This window comes from Pseudomonas sp. 2995-3, assembly GCF_002742565.1.
GTDB classification, from domain to species: domain Bacteria; phylum Pseudomonadota; class Gammaproteobacteria; order Pseudomonadales; family Pseudomonadaceae; genus Aquipseudomonas; species Aquipseudomonas edaphica.
Genome location: NZ_LJSB01000315.1, coordinates 228351 through 245105, shown reverse-complemented (window position 1 = coordinate 245105; position 16755 = coordinate 228351). Strand labels below are relative to the sequence as shown.

The following is a 16755-nucleotide window of genomic DNA, read 5'->3' as shown; positions in this document are numbered from 1 at the left end:
CCAGAGCCACGAGTCTGCGGTTATGCTCCAAGCTCACTTGCTCAACAGGACGGCGCGTGACTGCTCTGAACCCGCTGCATACACTTTGGCTGACCGAAACCGTGCGCCTGCGCGAAGAACACGCAGGCCCTTTGGAAGACTTGGAAGCCAACCGGCTGGCCCGCGCGGCCGGTGGCGACCTGGCGACGCGCATCCAGCAGCGTGCTCTGCACCTGGCCGAGCGCGATGGGCTGACCGCCGCCCTCACCCGCTGGCTACAAGGCGCTCGTTTGGCGTTGGTGCTGCTGGCGGCGGTCGCGGTTATCAGTGGCGCCGGGCTGGCCTTTGCCGCCTTGGGCAACGGCCTGACGCCGGTGAACGTGTTCTGGGCCTTGGGCAGCCTGCTCGGCTTGAACCTGATCCTGTTAATCAGCTGGGCCTTGGGCTTGCTGTTTGCCGGTGAACACAGCGCCAGCCTCGGGCGGCTGTGGTTGTGGCTCAGCGAAAAACTTGCCCGGGATGCCAAAGCCGCGCAATTGGCGCCAGCCTTGTTGCTGTTGTTGCAGCGCCAGAAACTCAACCGTTGGGCCGTGGGTGTGCTGGTCAACAGCCTGTGGTTGTTGGCATTGCTCAGCGCCTTGGTGATTCTGCTGACACTGCTGGCCACGCGGCGCTACGGTTTTGTGTGGGAAACCACCATCCTCGGCGCCGATACCTTTGTTGCCGTCACCCAAGCCCTCGGCAGCTTGCCCGCCTTGCTGGGTTTTAATGTGCCGACGGTGGAGATGATCCGCGCCAGCGGTGACTCGGCCCTGAATATCGAAAGCGCCCGCCAGGCCTGGGCCGCGTGGCTGGTAGGCGTACTGCTGGTGTACGGCCTGCTGCCCAGATTGCTCCTCGCCCTGCTGTGCCTGTGGCGCTGGAAACGCGGGCGTGCTGCGTTGCGCCTGGACCTCAACCTGCCCGGCTACAGCCAATTACGCGAACGCCTGATGCCAAGCAGTGAACGGCTGGGCGTCAACGACGCCGCGCCCGAACAACTGCACCTCGTCACTGGCGGCATCAGCGAACTGGAAAGCGACGGCGCCCTGCTGGTGGCCATCGAACTCGACGATCAGCACCCGTGGCCGCCCAAGCTGCCAAGCAGCGTCAAGGATGCTGGCATCCTCGACAGCCGCGAATCGCGCAACAAACTGCTGGAACAACTCACGCGCTTCCCGCCCGCACGCCTGGCCATTGCCTGTGACCCGCGCCGCTCGCCGGATCGCGGCAGCCTGGCGTTGATCGCCGAGCTGGCCCGCAGCGCCACCGCCACCCGCGTATGGCTGTTGCAGGCGCCACCCGGCCAGGCGCTGGACGCCGAGCGCTTGGGCGACTGGCACGCCGCGCTGCAACAGCTGGAGCTGCCGTTCGCCGACTGTGCGCCGCTGAACTGGCTGGAGACCGGTCATGACTAAACCGCTGAAGCTCGCCGTGGTCGGCCACACTAATGTCGGAAAGACCTCGCTGCTACGCACGTTGACCCGTGATGTGGGCTTTGGCGAAGTCTCCCATCGCCCCAGCACCACCCGTCATGTGGAAGGTGCGCGTTTGTCGGTCGATGGCGAAGCCTTGCTGGAGCTGTACGACACGCCCGGCCTGGAGGATGCCATCGCGTTGCTTGATTACCTGGAACGCCTGGACCGACCCGGCGAACGCCTCGATGGCCCGGCTCGCCTGGCGCGGTTCCTGGAAGGCAGCGAAGCCCGCCAGCGTTTTGAACAGGAGGCCAAAGTGCTGCGGCAACTGCTGGCCTCGGACGCCGGTTTGTACGTGATCGACGCCCGCGAACCAGTGCTGGCCAAGTACCGCGACGAGCTGCAAGTGCTGGCCAGTTGCGGCAAGCCATTGCTGCCGGTGCTCAACTTCGTCAGCAGCAACGACCACCGCGAGCCGGACTGGCGCGAAGCCCTGGCCCGCCTCGGCCTGCATGCGCTGGTGCGTTTCGACAGCGTGGCGCCGCCGGAAGACGGCGAACGCCGCTTGTATGAAAGCCTGGCACTGCTGCTGGAAAACTCACGGCCGCAATTGGAACGCCTGATCCTCGATCAGCAAGCCCAACGCCTGGCCCGCCAGCAAAGCGCTGCGCGCTTGATCGCCGAGCTGCTGATCGACTGCGCCGCATGTCGGCGCAGTGTGGTCACCGAAGATGAGCAGCAAGCCATCGCTGATTTGCGCAAAGCCGTGCGCCAGCGCGAACAGAAATGCGTAGAGGCGTTGCTCAAGCTATTCGGTTTTCGCCCACAGGACGCCGCGGCCAGCGACCTGCCCTTGCTGGATGGCCGCTGGGGCGATGACCTGTTCAACCCCGAAACCCTCAAACAACTCGGCGTTCGGGTCGGCGGCGGGATCGCCGCAGGCGCGGCAGCCGGTGCGGGTGTGGACCTGCTGGTCGGCGGTCTCACCCTCGGCGCCGCCGCCCTCGCCGGTGCCATTGCCGGTGGCGCACTGCAAACTGCACGCAGCTACGGCAGCCGCCTGCTGGGCAAGCTCAAGGGCCAGCGCGAGCTGACCGTCGACGACAGCGTGCTGCGCCTGCTCGCCCTGCGCCAACGCCAGTTGCTCAGGGCCCTGAACCTGCGTGGCCATGCGGCGATGCACAGCATCAAGGTCGACTCGCCGCAGGACAAAACCTGGCGCGAAGGCAAGCTGCCGGATGCGCTGTATAAGGCGCGCGCCCATCCGCAATGGTCGTCGCTCAACCCTCACGCCAAGCTGAGCCAAGCCGAGCGCCAAGAGCAGGTCGAAGTCTTGGCGACCAAACTCAATGAGGCTGAGGTTAAGCCGTCTTGATGGGTTGTGTATGCCAGTCGAATGCGAGGAACGCGTTGCACAAGACCTTAATCGCAAGTTTGTCGCGGTGGTCAGCAACATCATCCCGATCCAAGTCACTGTTGGTAAATGACTCCAGAACCCCATCACTATCGCCGTCATAACCAGCCGCGCTGTACACCAGCGCGCGTTTACCCTGCAGTGAGCAGCACTGGTAAAAATTCAGCTTGATCGCATTGGGCACGCCATCTTTCGCCCAGTGACTGACGTGCATCGTCAAGTAACGCCGCCAGGTATCGCCGGGGTTAAACCAGCCTTGCTTCAAAAAGGTATCGACAAAGGCCTTGAGCAACACTTTGTCTTCCGCTGATTTATAGCCATCAGCGTTGATATCGCCGGGTAGCAGGATATCGGCAGCACCGTCAGCCGTAATATCCACGGCCACGGCTTCATGCACCAGCTCGTCAGGGTCGTTGTCGGCCCGCTGAAAAAACTGCAACACCGCCATGTCGGGTTTGCCATTACCGCTTCTGTCCTGAGCGGTGGCTTTCAAGTAACGCATCACAGACTCTCGTTTCATACTGGACATCCCTCGTCGTCAGTAAACCAATTGAACTTCAAAACCGTATCGGCGAGCACTTGCACCAAGCCCTTGTCGACGTCATTGGTGACGCCGTCACGGTTAATATCGAAGTGAATATTCCACTCCAACGCCCCGTCACTATCAAAGTCATAGGCGGCGTTCCATATCAGCGGGGTGTTATCGCAAGGGTGAATAGCGCATGGAGGTTTCCTGAAAAGCTAATTCATGCCTCGTGCGCTCACCAGCGCACACAGTCGATGCCCGCTGTAAGAAGGCTCGACATGTGTCGCCCCTTAACGCCAGTTGAACTTCAGATACAGATTGGCCATTGATTGCAGTGCCTTTAGATCCATGGTGTCGAACAGCTCAAGAGGCAGCGCTTCGTCATCCAGTTGCATTACGCCCATGCCGAGGCTATCGCACGCGGTGACGCTGAACTTCAGCCGCTGTTTTTCAATCATGGGTTTTTCGTTCTGATAGAGATCCAAGCGAACTTCGGCGGGGTCGCCTGCGACGGTGAAACGGCTCACATAAAAGTTGATCGAGCGGTTGGGCATGGGTGGACGGCAGAGCCAATTCACTTTCAATACAGCATTGGCAAAATCCTTGAGTAACGCCCTGTCCCTCTCCCCCGAGACACCATTGCCGTCGATGTCACCGGTGATCTGGTAATCGACCAGGCCATCCGCAGATAAGTCGACAGCTGTGGCCTGGCGCACCAGCTCATCCGGCAGCTTTGGCGTGCGTTGAAAAAACAGAAGGTCCACGGTATCCGCCAAAGCATTAGCACTTTGATCCTTCACGGCAACTCTCAAATAACGCATCTAAATCGCTCCCTTAATCAGAGGGCGTACCTTACAGAGTGCGTGGACATTGACTCCATGCGCTGCGTCCGTGTCATCGGTCGGAATCACGCCATTCTTATGAAGGCAACGTCAGTAGCCGCCGAGCCTTGAACTTTAATACCTCCAAGTCCAGTACAGGCACGTGCATTTGCTTGGCCTGCTCATCCCAATCACGCAGGCGCAGGCTGACCTCGCAAAGCGGATCTTGCTCAAAAGCCCGAGCCTCTTCGGCCGTCATCACACCGCCCTGGTAACCCAGGGTACGGCGGCTGGCTTCACTCAAGCGCGCGCAGTAGTCCGGCTGGCTGAAGGTCAGGTAGCGTTTGGCTTGCACGTGGTACTCCACCAGTTTGGCCATGCGCTCGCTGAAGCCTGCGCGGCGCAAATAGTCCGCACCCAGGCGTTCGTGGCTGACCACGCCATAGCCGCCCATGTTCTCACCGCCCTGCCCGCAGAGATGCCCTATGTCGTGGAAAAACGCCGCCAGCACCACCTCATCGTCGAAGCCTTCGGCCATAGCGAGCTGCGCAGCCTGGGACATATGTTCGATCTGCGACACCGGCTCACCGATGTAATCGGCCGCGCCGTGCTGTTCGTATAAGCCGAAGACTTCGGCGATTGCCTGTTCCGGATTCATGATGCGTCTCCCCACAATGCTGTGATATTTCGCTCGGCCATCGCCGGGCCAACGCTCATGCCTACGCCGGAGTGCATCAACGCCGCGCTCACGCCCGGCGCCGCAGGCAGGAATGAAAACGGTGCCGGGCCGCGTGAGCCATAGACACCTTGCCAGCGTTCCACTACCTGGATTTTGCAGCCTAACGTTTGCTCAGCCAGTTCGATCAGCCAGTCATCGACTTGCTCGGCATTGAACGGCGATGCGTCGCTGCCGTAGTCATGGGAGTCGCCGATGATCAGCTCGCCCTGCGGTGTCGGACTGATCAGCAAGTGAATGCCGTGCTCTTGCAGGTGGGGCGCTTCACGCAGGATCTGCGCCTGCACTGGCGCAGCTTCCGGCAGGTCGGCAAACGCGCCGTAGTGCACGCAACTAAGGCCCGTGAGCAATGCGTGTTGCAGGTTCAGGTTGAGCGCAGGCCGGGCGCGCAGCATTTGCAGGCGACAGATGCTGGGGTTGAGCCCGGCAATCGACTCCGCCAACAAGGTTTGGTAGTCATGACCGGAGCATACGATGACCTGCTCACCGCGAAAGCTGCCCGCTGTAGTGTGTACTTGACCAGGCTCAACGTCGCGCACCAGCGTGGAGAAATAGAACTGCACCTTCAATTCCTGGGCCAGATAATTGATCAGCGCCGGGATCGCTTCGCGCGAATACAGTTGCTGATCATCCTTGCCATGCAGCGCGGCACGGTGATGGCGAAACTGGCCGCCGTACAGGTCTTTCATCGCCGCGCCTTGCAACAGCTCGACGTTGTAGTCGTGTTCTTGCGCCCGGCCAGCGCAGAAGGCTTCCAGCAGATGTTCTTCGGCTTCGGTGCGGGCGAACAGGTATGAGCCGTTGCGCTTGAGCTGGATACCGGCCACCTGTGCCCAGTGCGCCCAGATATCACGGCTTTCCTGCGCCAGATCAAGCATCGGCCCGGGGGGTTGGCCGGTGACCAGTGCCTGGCCGAAGTTGCGCACGGAGGCGCCCAGCGGTGTGGCGCTGCGCTCGAAGACCTTGACCTTGAGGCCACGTTTGGCGGCGGCGTAGGCGTGGGACAGGCCGAGGATGCCGGCGCCGATGATTAACAGATCGCTACTCATGTGTTCCTCTCGTTCCCACGCTCTGCGTGGGAATGCATCCAGTGACGCTTTGCGTCACGACTTCCAAGAGCGGACGCGGAGCGTCCAGGGCAGCATTCCCACGCGGAGCGTGGGAACGATGATCAGTTACTGCTTCTCGGACTTTCCGTCATAACGCTTGCGCCATTCGGTCAGGATGCTGTCGCGGTTTTTCGAGGCCCAGGCGAAGTCGTTCTTGATCAAGCGTTGTTCGTAATCAGCCGGCAATTCGGTCTGCGGCTTGGCGATACCCGGCTGGGCGAGGACGGCGAAGTTGTCCTTGTACAGCTCCATCGCAGCGGGGCTGGCGGAGAAGTCGGCAAGTTTTTTGGCCGCATCGGCGTGAGCAGTGCCCTTGATCACGGCAGTCGCTTCGATGTCCCAGCCCAAGCCTTCTTTGGGCAAGATAATGTCCAGCGGCGCGCCTTGGCGTTTGAGCTGCACGGCCGGGTACTCAAACGAAATACCAATCGGGAATTCCCCGGAAGCCGCCAGCTTGCACGGCTTGGAGCCGGAGTGAACGTACTGGCCGATGTTCTGGTGCAGGTCGTCCATGTACTGCCAGCCCTGCTTCTCGCCGAAGGTCTGCAGCCAGGCGCTCACATCCAGGAAACCGGTGCCGGACGACGCCGGGTTCGGCATCACGATCTTGCCCTTGTACTCAGGCTTGGTCAGGTCTTGCCAGCTCACCGGCTTGGTCAGGCCTTGTTTCTCGGCTTCGACAGTGTTGAAGCAGATGGTCGCAGCCCACACGTCCATGCCGACCCAGGCCGGTGGGTTGGCGGCGTCACGGTAGTTTTTGCCGATCTTGTCCAAGTCCTTGGGCGCGTAGTTATCCAGCATGCCCTGCTGATCGAGAATCGCCAGGCTGGAGGCAGCCAGCCCCCACACCACATCCGCCTGGGGCCGGGCTTTTTCGGCCAGCAGCTTGGCGGTGATGATGCCGGTGGAATCGCGCACCCACTTGATATCGATATCCGGGTTGGCTTTTTCGAAGGCCTGTTTGTAGGTCTTCAACTGCTCGGCTTCGAGGGCCGTGTACACCGTCAACTCGGTTTTGGCGGCAAAGGCATTCAGGCTGAATGCGCTGAGTAGAGCAGCGGCCAGGGCCAAGGGCTTGAACATGGAGCACCTCCTTCAGGGACTTTTATTGGCCGGGCGCGGTTTGGCGCCAGGCTTGAGAGCGGCGTAAAGCGCCACGTGAGGCCCACGCCAGCAGCAGCGAGACGCCGGCCGACGTGAACAGGATCAGGGTCGACATGGCCGCAGCGCCGCCCACATTGCCGGCGTCGTCCATGTTCAACACGGCGACGGCGGCGAGGATGGTGTCGGGGCTGTAGAGGAAGATCGCGGCGGACACGGTGGTCATCGCCGACACAAACAGGTAGCGCACGATATCCAGCAGCGCGGGCAGGCAGATCGGCACGGTGACACGCAGATAGTGGCGGTACAGCGGCGCCTTGAGGGACAGCGCAGCGGCTTCGAACTCGGCATCCAGTTGGCGCAACGCGGTGGTTGCGGTCATTTGCGCAGTGGTCAAATAGTGAGCAATGGTGCACACCACCAACAATGTCATGGTGCCGTAGAACACATGCAGCGGGTTGCCGTTGAGGTTGAAGAAGAACACGTAACCCAGGCCCAGCACCAAGCCCGGCACAGCCATCGGCACAAAGCTGAGCATGCGCAGCGCCAGGTTCAGGCCTTTCTGGCCCTTGGTCTTTTCCATCAGGTAGGCGCCGGTGAAGATCAGTACGCTGCCGATCAGCGCGGTGCACAGGGCCATGGTCAGGCTGTTGCGATAGGCCAGCCAGCCGCCGCCGGCCGTGTCTTCAAATTGGTAGTGATTGAGCGATAGAGAGAGGTTGTACGGCCAGAACTTCACCAGCGAGGAATACACCGCCATGCCGAACACCAGCAGCAACACGCCGCAGATCAACAGCACAATCGCCAGGTAGCAGCCATCCCTCAAGCGCGATGGCGCCGGCTGGAACACTTGGGCGCGGCCGCTCATGGCGTCGCCATGACGACGGCGCAGCCAGGCATCCACAGCAAAGCTGAACAGCGCCGGCAGCAGCAACACCATGCCGATCAAGGCGCCGCGACCGAACTGTTGCTGGCCGACCACCGCCTTGTAGGCTTCCAGCGCCAACACCTGATAATCGCCACCCACCACCACGGGCACGCCGAAGTCGGTGATGGTCAGGGTGAACACCAGGCAAAACGCCGCGAATACCGCCTGACGCGTGGCCGGCCAGGTAATGCTGCGAAACGCCCGGGCCGGGCTGGCGCCCATGCTGGAGGCGGCATCGAACAGGCGCGCATCCGCCAGGGACAGCGCCGACAGCAGAATCATCAGGGCATGTGGGAAGGTGTAGATCACTTCACCCAGCACAATGCCCCAGAAGCCGTAGATATTGTCCGAGAGCAAACCACGCAACATGCCCTGGTTGCCGAACAGATAGACCAGCGCAATACCCGGCAACATCGACGGGGCCATCAATGGCAGCAGCGACAGGCCGCGCCAGATCGGCTTGCCGGGGATCAGCGTGCGTTGCAGTGCGTAGGCAAACAGGTAGGCCAGCGGTACGACGATGGCCGCCACGCTGAGGGAAACTTTCAGGCTATTGCCCAACAACCAATGGAAGTTGGCGCTGGTCACCAGCTCTCGCGCCGCGACCAGGCCGCCGCCCTGCCCGGCTTCGCTGCTGAAGCCGCGCCAGAAGATCGCCAGCAACGGCAACAACACCGCAATGCCCAGCAGGAGTAACCAAAGCAGCTTGCCGCCGACCACAAAGAGGCGGTCGCCAAGCTCAGCGCGGGAAACCTGACGAGCCACGTGGTCGGGTATCGGCAGACTCATATCAGCAGCCATCTCAGGCAAACACCTGCAGGCTGCGCGGCGGCAGGGCCACCCAGATATCCTGCGCGCCCAGGCGCGGCATGGCTTCGGGGGCCAGTTCGGCCAACAGCGGGTGGCCAGGCAATTGCTCCAGCTCAAAGCTCATGCGGCAGCGGTTGCCGAGGAAAGTGATCTCGCGGACCTTGGCCGGGAACAGGTTTTCTTCATGCACCAGCGGGTTGACGCTGATGGCTTCCGGGCGGCAGAACAAGCGGCCGGACTTGGCTTTGCTGGCGCTGTCATCCAGGCGCATGTGCAGGCCGCCGACTTGGGCATGACTGTCGCTGCTGCGGCTGAACGGCAGCCAGTTGCCCTGGCCGACAAATTCCGCCACAAACGGCGTGGCCGGGCGGTCGTAGATTTCCTGGGGCGTGGCGTACTGCTCGACCTTGCCGTTGTTCATCACGGCAATTCGGTCGGCCATCAGCATGGCCTCGTCCTGGTTGTGGGTGACCATCAGCGTGGTGATGCCCAGGCGCCGTTGCAATTGGCGCAGCTCGGTACACAGATGCTCACGCACGCGGGCGTCGAGGGCCGACATGGGTTCATCCAGCAGCAGCAATGACGGCGCCGGTGCCAGGGCGCGAGCCAAGGCGACGCGCTGTTGTTGGCCGCCGGAGAGTTGACCGGGGTACTTTTTTTCACTGCCGACCAGGCCGACCAGTTCGAGCATCTGCCCGACGCGCTTGCGCACTTCGTCGCGACCACTGCCGGTGAGGCCGTAGCCGATGTTCGCTTCGACGGTCAGGTTGGGAAACAGCGCGTAAGACTGGAACAGAATGCCGTAGTCCCGAGCCTGCGGCGGCAGCAGGGAAACATCGCGGTTGCCCAGGTAAAGCTCACCGCTGTCCTGGCGCTCCAGGCCGGCGATACAGCGCAGCAAGGTGGTCTTGCCGCAGCCGGACGGGCCTAGCAGGCACACCAGCTCGCCGGCCGCGACCTCCAGGGACACGTTGTCCAGCGCGGTGAATGCGCCGAAGCGTTTCTGGATACCGCGCACCTTCATTGGCGCACCGGGTTGGGTCAGGGCTGTGTTCATGCAAGGCACCTCATCAAACTGATGAAGGTCATGCTAGGCGGGCAATGCGTCCCTCTTGTGGCAGAAAGGCAAAAGGCAGTGATAGTGGTATTGGTGGATTTGGGTGTAAGGCGATCGTTCCCACGCTCTGCGTGGGAATGCATCTTGTGACGCTCCGCGTCACGACATTCAAGCGCAGACGCGGAGCGTCCAGGGCGGCATTCCCACGCGGAGCGTGGGAACGATCAGAGCGGCGACATTTCCTGCGCCAACCCCAGAAACGCCGCCGGCAACCGCGCGCCTTTGCGCTCTTTGAGGCAGTACAAATACTCGGGAATCTGCGGTGCATTCTCGATGGTCAGCACCCGCAGTTGTGGGTCATGGGGCACTTCCTGGCGGGCAATGATGCTGATGCCGATGTTGCGCAGCACCGCCTCGCGAATCGACTCACGGCTGCCGATTTCCAGTAACGGCCCGTAACTCACGCCGGCGCCCTGCAACATATCTTCAGTCAACCGCCGCGTGGTGGAACCGGCTTCGCGCATCAGCAGCGTATGCCCGGCCAGCGCACTCAGTGGCACATGTTCAAGCTTGGCCAGGGGATGATTGCGATGCACCGCCAGTACCAGCGGGTCGGTGCCCAGCACGCGGCGGATCAGGCGTGGGTCTTCGAGCAGTTGCGAGGAGGCCGCGACATCGACGCGGTAATCGTCCAGTGCTTCGAGCACTTGTTGGGAATTGCCGATTTCCACCGAGACGTCCACATGGGGCAGGCGTTCGCGAAAGGCTTTGACCAGATCGAGGATGTAATACGGCGCCGTGGCGGCAATCCTCAAAGCGCCCTGGACCTGGCCAGTATTGCGCAGGAAAAACTCGATATCGGCCTCTTGCTGCAACAGCGCCTTGACCATCGGCAGCAGGCGCGCGCCGTCGTCACTGACGGTGAGGCGCCGCCCGCCGCGGTAGAACAGTTCAACGCCGTATTGGCTTTCCAGGTTGCGAATCTGGGTGGTGACGGTGGGCTGGCTCAAGCCGAGTTTTTTCGCCGCCTGGGTAATGCTGCCCAGGCGGGCGACCATAAAAAACGCCTTTAACTCAGCACTCAGCACACCGCCCTCTCATCCTCTATTTGCGCAACAGGCGCAGACCGTTGAATACCACCAGCAGGCTCACGCCCATGTCTGCGAACACCGCCATCCACATGGTCGCCATGCCCAGGAAGGTGACTGCCAGGAAGATCGCCTTGATCACCAACGCCAGGGCGATGTTCTGCTTGAGGATACTCGACGTTTGCCGCGACAGACGAATGAATGCCGGAATCTTGCGCAGATCATCGTCCATCAGCGCCACGTCGGCAGTCTCGATTGCCGTGTCAGTGCCGGCTGCGGCCATGGCAAAGCCGATTTCGGCGCGGGCCAGGGCCGGGGCGTCGTTGATGCCGTCGCCGACCATGCCTACCCGGCGGCCTTGGCCGTAGAGGGTTTCGATGGCTTGCAGCTTGTCGGTGGGCAACAGATCGCCCTGGGCCTGATCGATGCCAACCTGCGCCGCAATCGCCTGGGCGGTGTGGGTGTTGTCGCCGGTGAGCATCAGGGTCTTGATGCCCAGCGCGTGCAGTTGCTGGATGGCTTCGCGGCTGCTGTCTTTTACCGTGTCAGCCACGGCGAACAACGCCAGCGGGCCGGACTTGTCGAGCAGCAGCACCACGGACTTGCCTTGTTTTTCCAGGGCGAACAGCTTTTCTTCCAGCGCCGGCGAGCACAGGCCCAGGTCTTCCACCAGACGGTGGTTGCCCAAGTGGTAGGTTTCGCCGTTGATGTCGCCACGCACACCGCGACCTGGCAAGGCCTCGAAGTTATCCACAACGTGGCTTGGCAAGTTTTTATCCACAGCTGCCTTGGCGATGGCCAGCGACACCGGGTGGTCGGAGCGCCCGGCCAGGCTGGCCGCCAAGGCGGGTGCGCTGTCTTCGACGTTGGGGAACAGCGCCAGGTAATCGGTTTGCACCGGTTTACCGTGGGTGATGGTGCCGGTCTTGTCGAGGGCCAGGTAGTCGAGCTTGTAACCACCCTCCAGGTACACGCCGCCCTTGATCAGGATGCCTTTGCGCGCCGCAGCCGCCAGGCCGCTGACGATGGTCACCGGGGTGGAAATCACCAGGGCGCATGGACACGCGACCACCAGCAATACGAGGGCGCGGTAGATCCAGTCGAACCACACGCCGGCCATGAACAACGGTGGGATAATCGCCACGCCCAGGGCAAACAGGAAGACTGCCGGGGTGTAGACCTTCGAGAAGCTGTCGACAAAGCGCTGGGTCGGCGCCCGTGCGCCCTGGGCCTGTTCCACCGCGTGAATGATGCGCGCCAGGGTGGAATTGTTCGCCGCTGCGGTGACCTTGTACTCAAGGGAACCGGCCTGGTTGATGGTGCCGGCGAAGACCTTATCGCCTACGGTTTTTTCAATCGGCAGGCTTTCGCCGGTGATCGGCGCCTGATCGATGGTGGATTGGCCGGCAGTAACTTCACCGTCCAGGCCTATGCGTTCGCCGGGTTTTACCCGCACGATCGCGCCCAATTCAATACTTTTTACCTCCTTTTCAAGCCACGAACCATCGGCCTGCTGCACCGTGGCCTGTTCCGGCGTCATTTGCATCAGGCCGCTGATGGCATTACGCGCACGGTCCAGAGACTTGGCTTCGATCAACTCGGCCACCGTAAACAGGAACATCACCATGGCCGCTTCCGGCCACTGGCCGATCAGGATCGCACCAGTTACCGCGATACTCATCAGCGCGTTGATGTTCAGGTTGAGGTTTTTCAGGGCGATCCAGCCCTTTTTATAGGTGGTGAGGCCGCCGCTGAGGATCGATACCAGCGCCACCAAGGCAATTACCCAGGTCGGTGCCACGCCCGTGAAATGCAACACTTCGGCGCCCAATGCACCTACGCCGGACACCGCCAACGGCCACCAATGTTTCTTGGCAGGCGGCGCGGCAGCAGGTGTCCCCTCTTCGATAGGGTCGGCTTGCATGCCGATGGATTTGATCGCCGCGATGATCGGCGCAGTGCTCGGCAGGTCATGGGTGACGCCGAGGATGCGGTTGATCAGGTTGAATTCCAGCTGCTGCACACCGGCAAGCTTGCCCAGTTTGTTCTGGATCAGCGTCTGTTCGGTGGGGCAGTCCATGGCTTCGATGCGGAAAGTGCTCAGGCGCGAGCCGGCCGTCGGCGCTTCGCTGAGCGTAACCACAGCAGGCGCTACCTTGCTGGAACAGCAGGAATCGCCATGGCTGCCATGATCATGCTTTTTGACCGGGGTCAGCGTGGCGCCGTGGTCGTGGCTATGTTCGTGGCTATGGTCATGATCATGGTCGTGCTTGTGATCATGTTTTTTCGGGGTGTGGATGGAATCGCTCATTCTGTCGCGTCCGTAAAGGTGCCTGTTGCCAAGTAAAGACCCTGTAGCCACTATAGGGTCAAGCACCCATTTGGAGATTGCTGCGATGAAGATCGGTGAATTGGCCAAACTGACCGATTGTCAGGTGGAAACCATCCGTTATTACGAAAAAGAAGGCCTGCTGCCGCCCCCGGCGCGCACCGATGCCAATTATCGCGTGTACACCCAGGCGCACACCGAGCGGCTGATCTTTATCCGCAACTGCCGCAGCCTGGACATGACGCTTGAAGAAATCCGCAGCCTGCTGGGGCTGCGCGACAGCCCGCAGGACCAGTGCGAGAGTGTGAATGCGTTGATCGACGAGCATATCCACCATGTGAAAGCGCGGATCGATGGGCTGTTGGCGTTGCAGGCGCAATTGCTCGACCTGCGCCAACGCTGCGGCGGTGGGCCGGATCTGGACCAGTGCGGGATTTTGCAGCGGCTGGAGGTCAGCGGCAGTGTGGCGGCCAGCGAGGCGGAGCCTTCGCATGTGGGCAGAAGCCACGGGCATTAAGGTGCATACAGAACAACTGTGGGAGCTGGCTTGCCTGCGATAGCGGTGGATCAGAGGCATTTGTATCGCCTGACACTTCGCTATCGCAGGCAAGCCAGCTCCCACATAAGCCAGTTGCCACATTTTTAACCGAGACAGGCTTTAGATGGCGACGTCAGCCTTGATGCTCGGATCGGCGTCGTAGCCCACAATCTCGAAATCTTCGAACTTGTAGTCGTAAATCGACGCCGGCTTACGCTTGATTACCAGTTCCGGCAGCTTCTTCGGCGTGCGCGCCAGCTGCGTACGGATCTGTTCCATATGGTTGCTATAGGCATGGGTGTCGCCGGTAGTGACGATGATCTCGTGCGGGATCAGGTCGCATTGCTGGGCCAGCATATGGGTCAGCAACGCCAGCGCGGCGGTGTTGTACGGCAGGCCGAGGAATACGTCGGAGCTGCGGATGTACAACTGCATCGACAGATGGCCGTCATGCACAAACGCCTGGTACAGCAGGTGGCACGGCGGCAGGGCTTGCTTGCCGTTGCGCGCGTTTTCCTGCGGGCTCTTGGTTTCGTCCGGCAGGTATTCGACGTTCCAGCCGTGGAACAGGATGCGACGGCTGTTGGGGTTGTTTTTCAACGTGTCGACCATGTAGTCGATCTGGTTGATGGTGCCGCCGTCCTTGGTTGGCCAGGCGGTCCACTGCTCGCCGTACACCGGGCCGAGGTCGCCGTCTTCGGTGGCCCATTCGTCCCAGATTTTCACGCCGTTTTCGTTCAGCCACTTGATGTTGGTATTGCCGCTCAACATCCAGATCAATTCGTTGGCGATGCTTTTGAAATGAAGCTTCTTGGTGGTCAGCAGCGGGAAGCCGTCGGCCAAGTTATGCCGATACTGACGGGCAAACACGGCTTTGGTGCCGGTGCCGGTGCGATCGCCCTTGGTCAATCCATTGGTCACGACGTCGTTCAGTAGTTCGAGATATTGCTTCATGTTTTTACCCGTATCAAAGAAGCCGAGGCTCGCAAAAGCCTCGGCATTCGAATTTAAAGCGCGGCGTTCTTGATGCCTTGCGGGCGATTGTACGCCCACCACAGCAGGCCCAGGCCCGCCAGGATCATCGGCATGCTGAGAATCTGCCCCATGGTCAACCAGCCCCACGCCAGGTAGCCCAGCTGTGCATCCGGCACGCGGACGAACTCGACGATGAAGCGGAAGATCCCGTAGAACAACGCAAACATGCCGGAAACCGCCATGGTTGGGCGTGGCTTGCGCGAGAAGATATAAAGAATCAGGAACAGTGCCACACCTTCCAGCGCGAACTGGTAGAGCTGCGACGGGTGGCGTGGCAGTTGCGCCGGGTCGCTGAAGGGTGGGAATACCATGGCCCACGGCACGTCGGTCGGCTTGCCCCACAACTCGGCATTGATGAAGTTACCGATACGCCCGGCACCCAGGCCAATCGGCACGAACGGTGCGACGAAGTCCATCAGTTGGAAGAACGACTTGCCGTTGCGGCGGCCGAACCACCATGCGGCAATCATCACGCCGACAAAGCCACCGTGGAACGCCATGCCGCCCTTCCACACTTCGAAAATCAGCGTCGGGTTGGCGATATAGGCCGGAAGATCGTAGAACAGCACATACCCCAGGCGTCCGCCGACGATCACGCCCATCGACATCCAGAACACCATGTCGGAGAGCTTCTCCTTGGTCCAGGTCGGGTCAAAACGGTTCAGGCGCCGGGAAGCCAGCAGCCAGGCACCGCCGATGCCGATCAGGTACATCAACCCGTACCAATGGATTTGCAGCGGACCGATGGCCACGGCCACCGGGTTGATCTGCGGGTAAGGCAGCATTGCGACTCCTCGTTAAATCATTAGTCATGGCGCACCGGACCATGCCGGTGTGGGATTAAGCCTGCGTTACAGCCGCAATTTCAAATTAAGAAGGTTAGACACGCCCAATTGCCCGGCATGTTAACGGATGGAAGGCGCTCGGCCCAACTTCGATACGATGGATAGCCATCCGCTGTATGGGTAGAGTGAACAAAACACAAAGGGAACGCCTTATGTGCCTGATTGTTTTCGCCTGGCGGCCGGGCCACGCCCAGCCGCTGATCGTCGCGGCCAACCGTGATGAGTTCTACGCCCGCCCCAGCCTGCCGCTGGCTCAGTGGCCGGATGCGCCACATGTCTACGCTGGTCGCGACCAGGAAGCCGGTGGCACCTGGCTTGGGGTGAACGCCGAGGGGCGGTTTGCTGCCCTGACCAATATTCGCGACCCGCACCAGCCGCCTGCACGTAAGTCCCGAGGGGAGTTGGTGGCGCGATTTCTCAGTGGATCGCTGCCAATTGACGAATATTTGGCCGATGTTAACGGCCGTTCGATTGAATACTCCGGTTTTAACCTGCTGGTAGGCACGCGGGATGAGCTGTGGCATTACAACGCCAATGAGACCGAGCCGACGCGGTTGGAGGCTGGGGTTTATGGCCTGTCGAATGCAGGCCTGAATACGCCTTGGCCCAAATTGCTCAAGGCCAGGGCGGCGTTGAGTGAATTGCTGGAGCACCCACAGCCGCAGGCCTTGCTGGAAATCTTGAGCGACCCGCAGACTGCGCCATTTGCCGACTTGCCGGACACCGGCGTGGGCTTGGCGACCGAAAGCCTGCTCTCCAGCGTGTTTATTGCCAGCCCCAGTTATGGAACGCGGGCGAGTACGGCGTTGATTGTGAATGCCGATGGGTCGCGGCAGATGGTGGAGCGTAGTTTTGGGCCGTTGGGGGGACGGTTGGGTGAGGTCGAACTGAACATTTGATGGCGCTTGGGCTGCCGTCATCGCAGGCAAGCCAGCTCCCACATTTTGAACTGTGAACACAGTCAAATGTGGGAGCTGGCTTG

15 protein-coding genes are annotated in these 16755 nt (G+C 61.2%); 4 read left to right on the top strand and 11 right to left on the bottom strand.

Annotated elements, in window-relative coordinates:
• Window positions 1–56: 56 nt before the first annotated feature.
• Entirely contained in the window at window positions 57–1436 is a 1380-nt protein-coding gene (locus AOA62_RS28245; protein WP_099550321.1) for a DUF2868 domain-containing protein, read from the top strand.
• Window positions 1429–2811 carry a DUF3482 domain-containing protein gene (locus AOA62_RS28240; RefSeq protein WP_099550320.1) on the top strand — a complete coding sequence of 461 codons (1383 nt, stop codon included), beginning with the start codon at window positions 1429–1431 and terminating at the stop codon, window positions 2809–2811. Before AOA62_RS28245 ends, AOA62_RS28240 begins: the two co-directional genes overlap by 8 nt.
• Here the strand turns inward: AOA62_RS28240 and AOA62_RS28235 are convergent.
• From AOA62_RS28235 to AOA62_RS28195, 9 genes are all read right to left on the bottom strand, one after another.
• Window positions 2798–3352, bottom strand: coding sequence for a hypothetical protein (locus AOA62_RS28235; protein WP_099550319.1), 555 nt, complete (start codon window positions 3350–3352; stop codon window positions 2798–2800). The genes AOA62_RS28240 and AOA62_RS28235 overlap by 14 nt on opposite strands.
• Window positions 3353–3666: 314 nt before the next feature.
• Window positions 3667–4197, bottom strand: a complete 531-nt coding sequence (locus tag AOA62_RS28230; RefSeq protein ID WP_017139487.1) for a hypothetical protein — start codon at window positions 4195–4197, stop codon at window positions 3667–3669.
• A gap of 97 nt (window positions 4198–4294) precedes the next feature.
• Window positions 4295–4855 (bottom strand): phosphonate degradation HD-domain oxygenase, encoded by a 561-nt coding sequence (locus AOA62_RS28225; RefSeq protein WP_017139488.1) that lies wholly within the window; start codon window positions 4853–4855, stop codon window positions 4295–4297.
• Complete coding sequence (locus AOA62_RS28220) at window positions 4852–5982, bottom strand: TIGR03364 family FAD-dependent oxidoreductase (RefSeq protein WP_017139489.1); 1131 nt, start codon at window positions 5980–5982, stop codon at window positions 4852–4854. Before AOA62_RS28220 ends, AOA62_RS28225 begins: the two co-directional genes overlap by 4 nt.
• 126 nt (window positions 5983–6108) lie before the next feature.
• Window positions 6109–7125: a putative 2-aminoethylphosphonate ABC transporter substrate-binding protein gene (locus AOA62_RS28215; RefSeq protein WP_099550318.1), complete on the bottom strand. Its 1017-nt coding sequence runs from the start codon at window positions 7123–7125 to the stop codon at window positions 6109–6111.
• Window positions 7126–7147: 22 nt separating this feature from the next.
• Complete coding sequence (locus AOA62_RS28210) at window positions 7148–8872, bottom strand: putative 2-aminoethylphosphonate ABC transporter permease subunit (protein WP_099550317.1); 1725 nt, start codon at window positions 8870–8872, stop codon at window positions 7148–7150.
• A gap of 1 nt (window position 8873) precedes the next feature.
• Window positions 8874–9938, bottom strand: a complete 1065-nt coding sequence (locus tag AOA62_RS28205; protein WP_017139492.1) for a putative 2-aminoethylphosphonate ABC transporter ATP-binding protein — start codon at window positions 9936–9938, stop codon at window positions 8874–8876.
• 224 nt (window positions 9939–10162) lie between these two features.
• Window positions 10163–11026 carry a LysR family transcriptional regulator gene (locus tag AOA62_RS28200; protein ID WP_099550316.1) on the bottom strand — a complete coding sequence of 288 codons (864 nt, stop codon included), beginning with the start codon at window positions 11024–11026 and terminating at the stop codon, window positions 10163–10165.
• A 16-nt stretch (window positions 11027–11042) separates the two neighbouring features.
• Window positions 11043–13337 (bottom strand): heavy metal translocating P-type ATPase, encoded by a 2295-nt coding sequence (locus tag AOA62_RS28195; RefSeq protein ID WP_099550315.1) that lies wholly within the window; start codon window positions 13335–13337, stop codon window positions 11043–11045.
• A gap of 85 nt (window positions 13338–13422) precedes the next feature.
• Between AOA62_RS28195 and cadR the strand changes: the two genes are divergently transcribed.
• A complete protein-coding gene (cadR, locus tag AOA62_RS28190; RefSeq protein WP_017139495.1) occupies window positions 13423–13872 on the top strand; it encodes a Cd(II)/Pb(II)-responsive transcriptional regulator in 450 nt (149 codons plus the stop codon).
• A gap of 141 nt (window positions 13873–14013) precedes the next feature.
• On the opposite strand, the gene AOA62_RS28185 is transcribed toward cadR, so the two are convergent.
• Together AOA62_RS28185 and lgt are read right to left on the bottom strand one after the other, a co-directional pair.
• On the bottom strand, window positions 14014–14847 hold the full coding sequence (locus AOA62_RS28185; protein ID WP_017139496.1) for a thymidylate synthase: 834 nt from the start codon (window positions 14845–14847) through the stop codon (window positions 14014–14016).
• 53 nt (window positions 14848–14900) lie between these two features.
• The gene (lgt, locus tag AOA62_RS28180; RefSeq protein WP_056857664.1) at window positions 14901–15713 is read right to left on the bottom strand and encodes a prolipoprotein diacylglyceryl transferase; all 813 of its coding nucleotides are present in this window, start codon (window positions 15711–15713) and stop codon (window positions 14901–14903) included.
• Window positions 15714–15925: 212 nt separating this feature from the next.
• Here lgt and AOA62_RS28175 point away from each other — a divergent pair, with 212 nt between their 5' ends.
• Window positions 15926–16672 carry an NRDE family protein gene (locus AOA62_RS28175; protein ID WP_017139498.1) on the top strand — a complete coding sequence of 249 codons (747 nt, stop codon included), beginning with the start codon at window positions 15926–15928 and terminating at the stop codon, window positions 16670–16672.
• Window positions 16673–16755 lie beyond the last annotated feature (83 nt).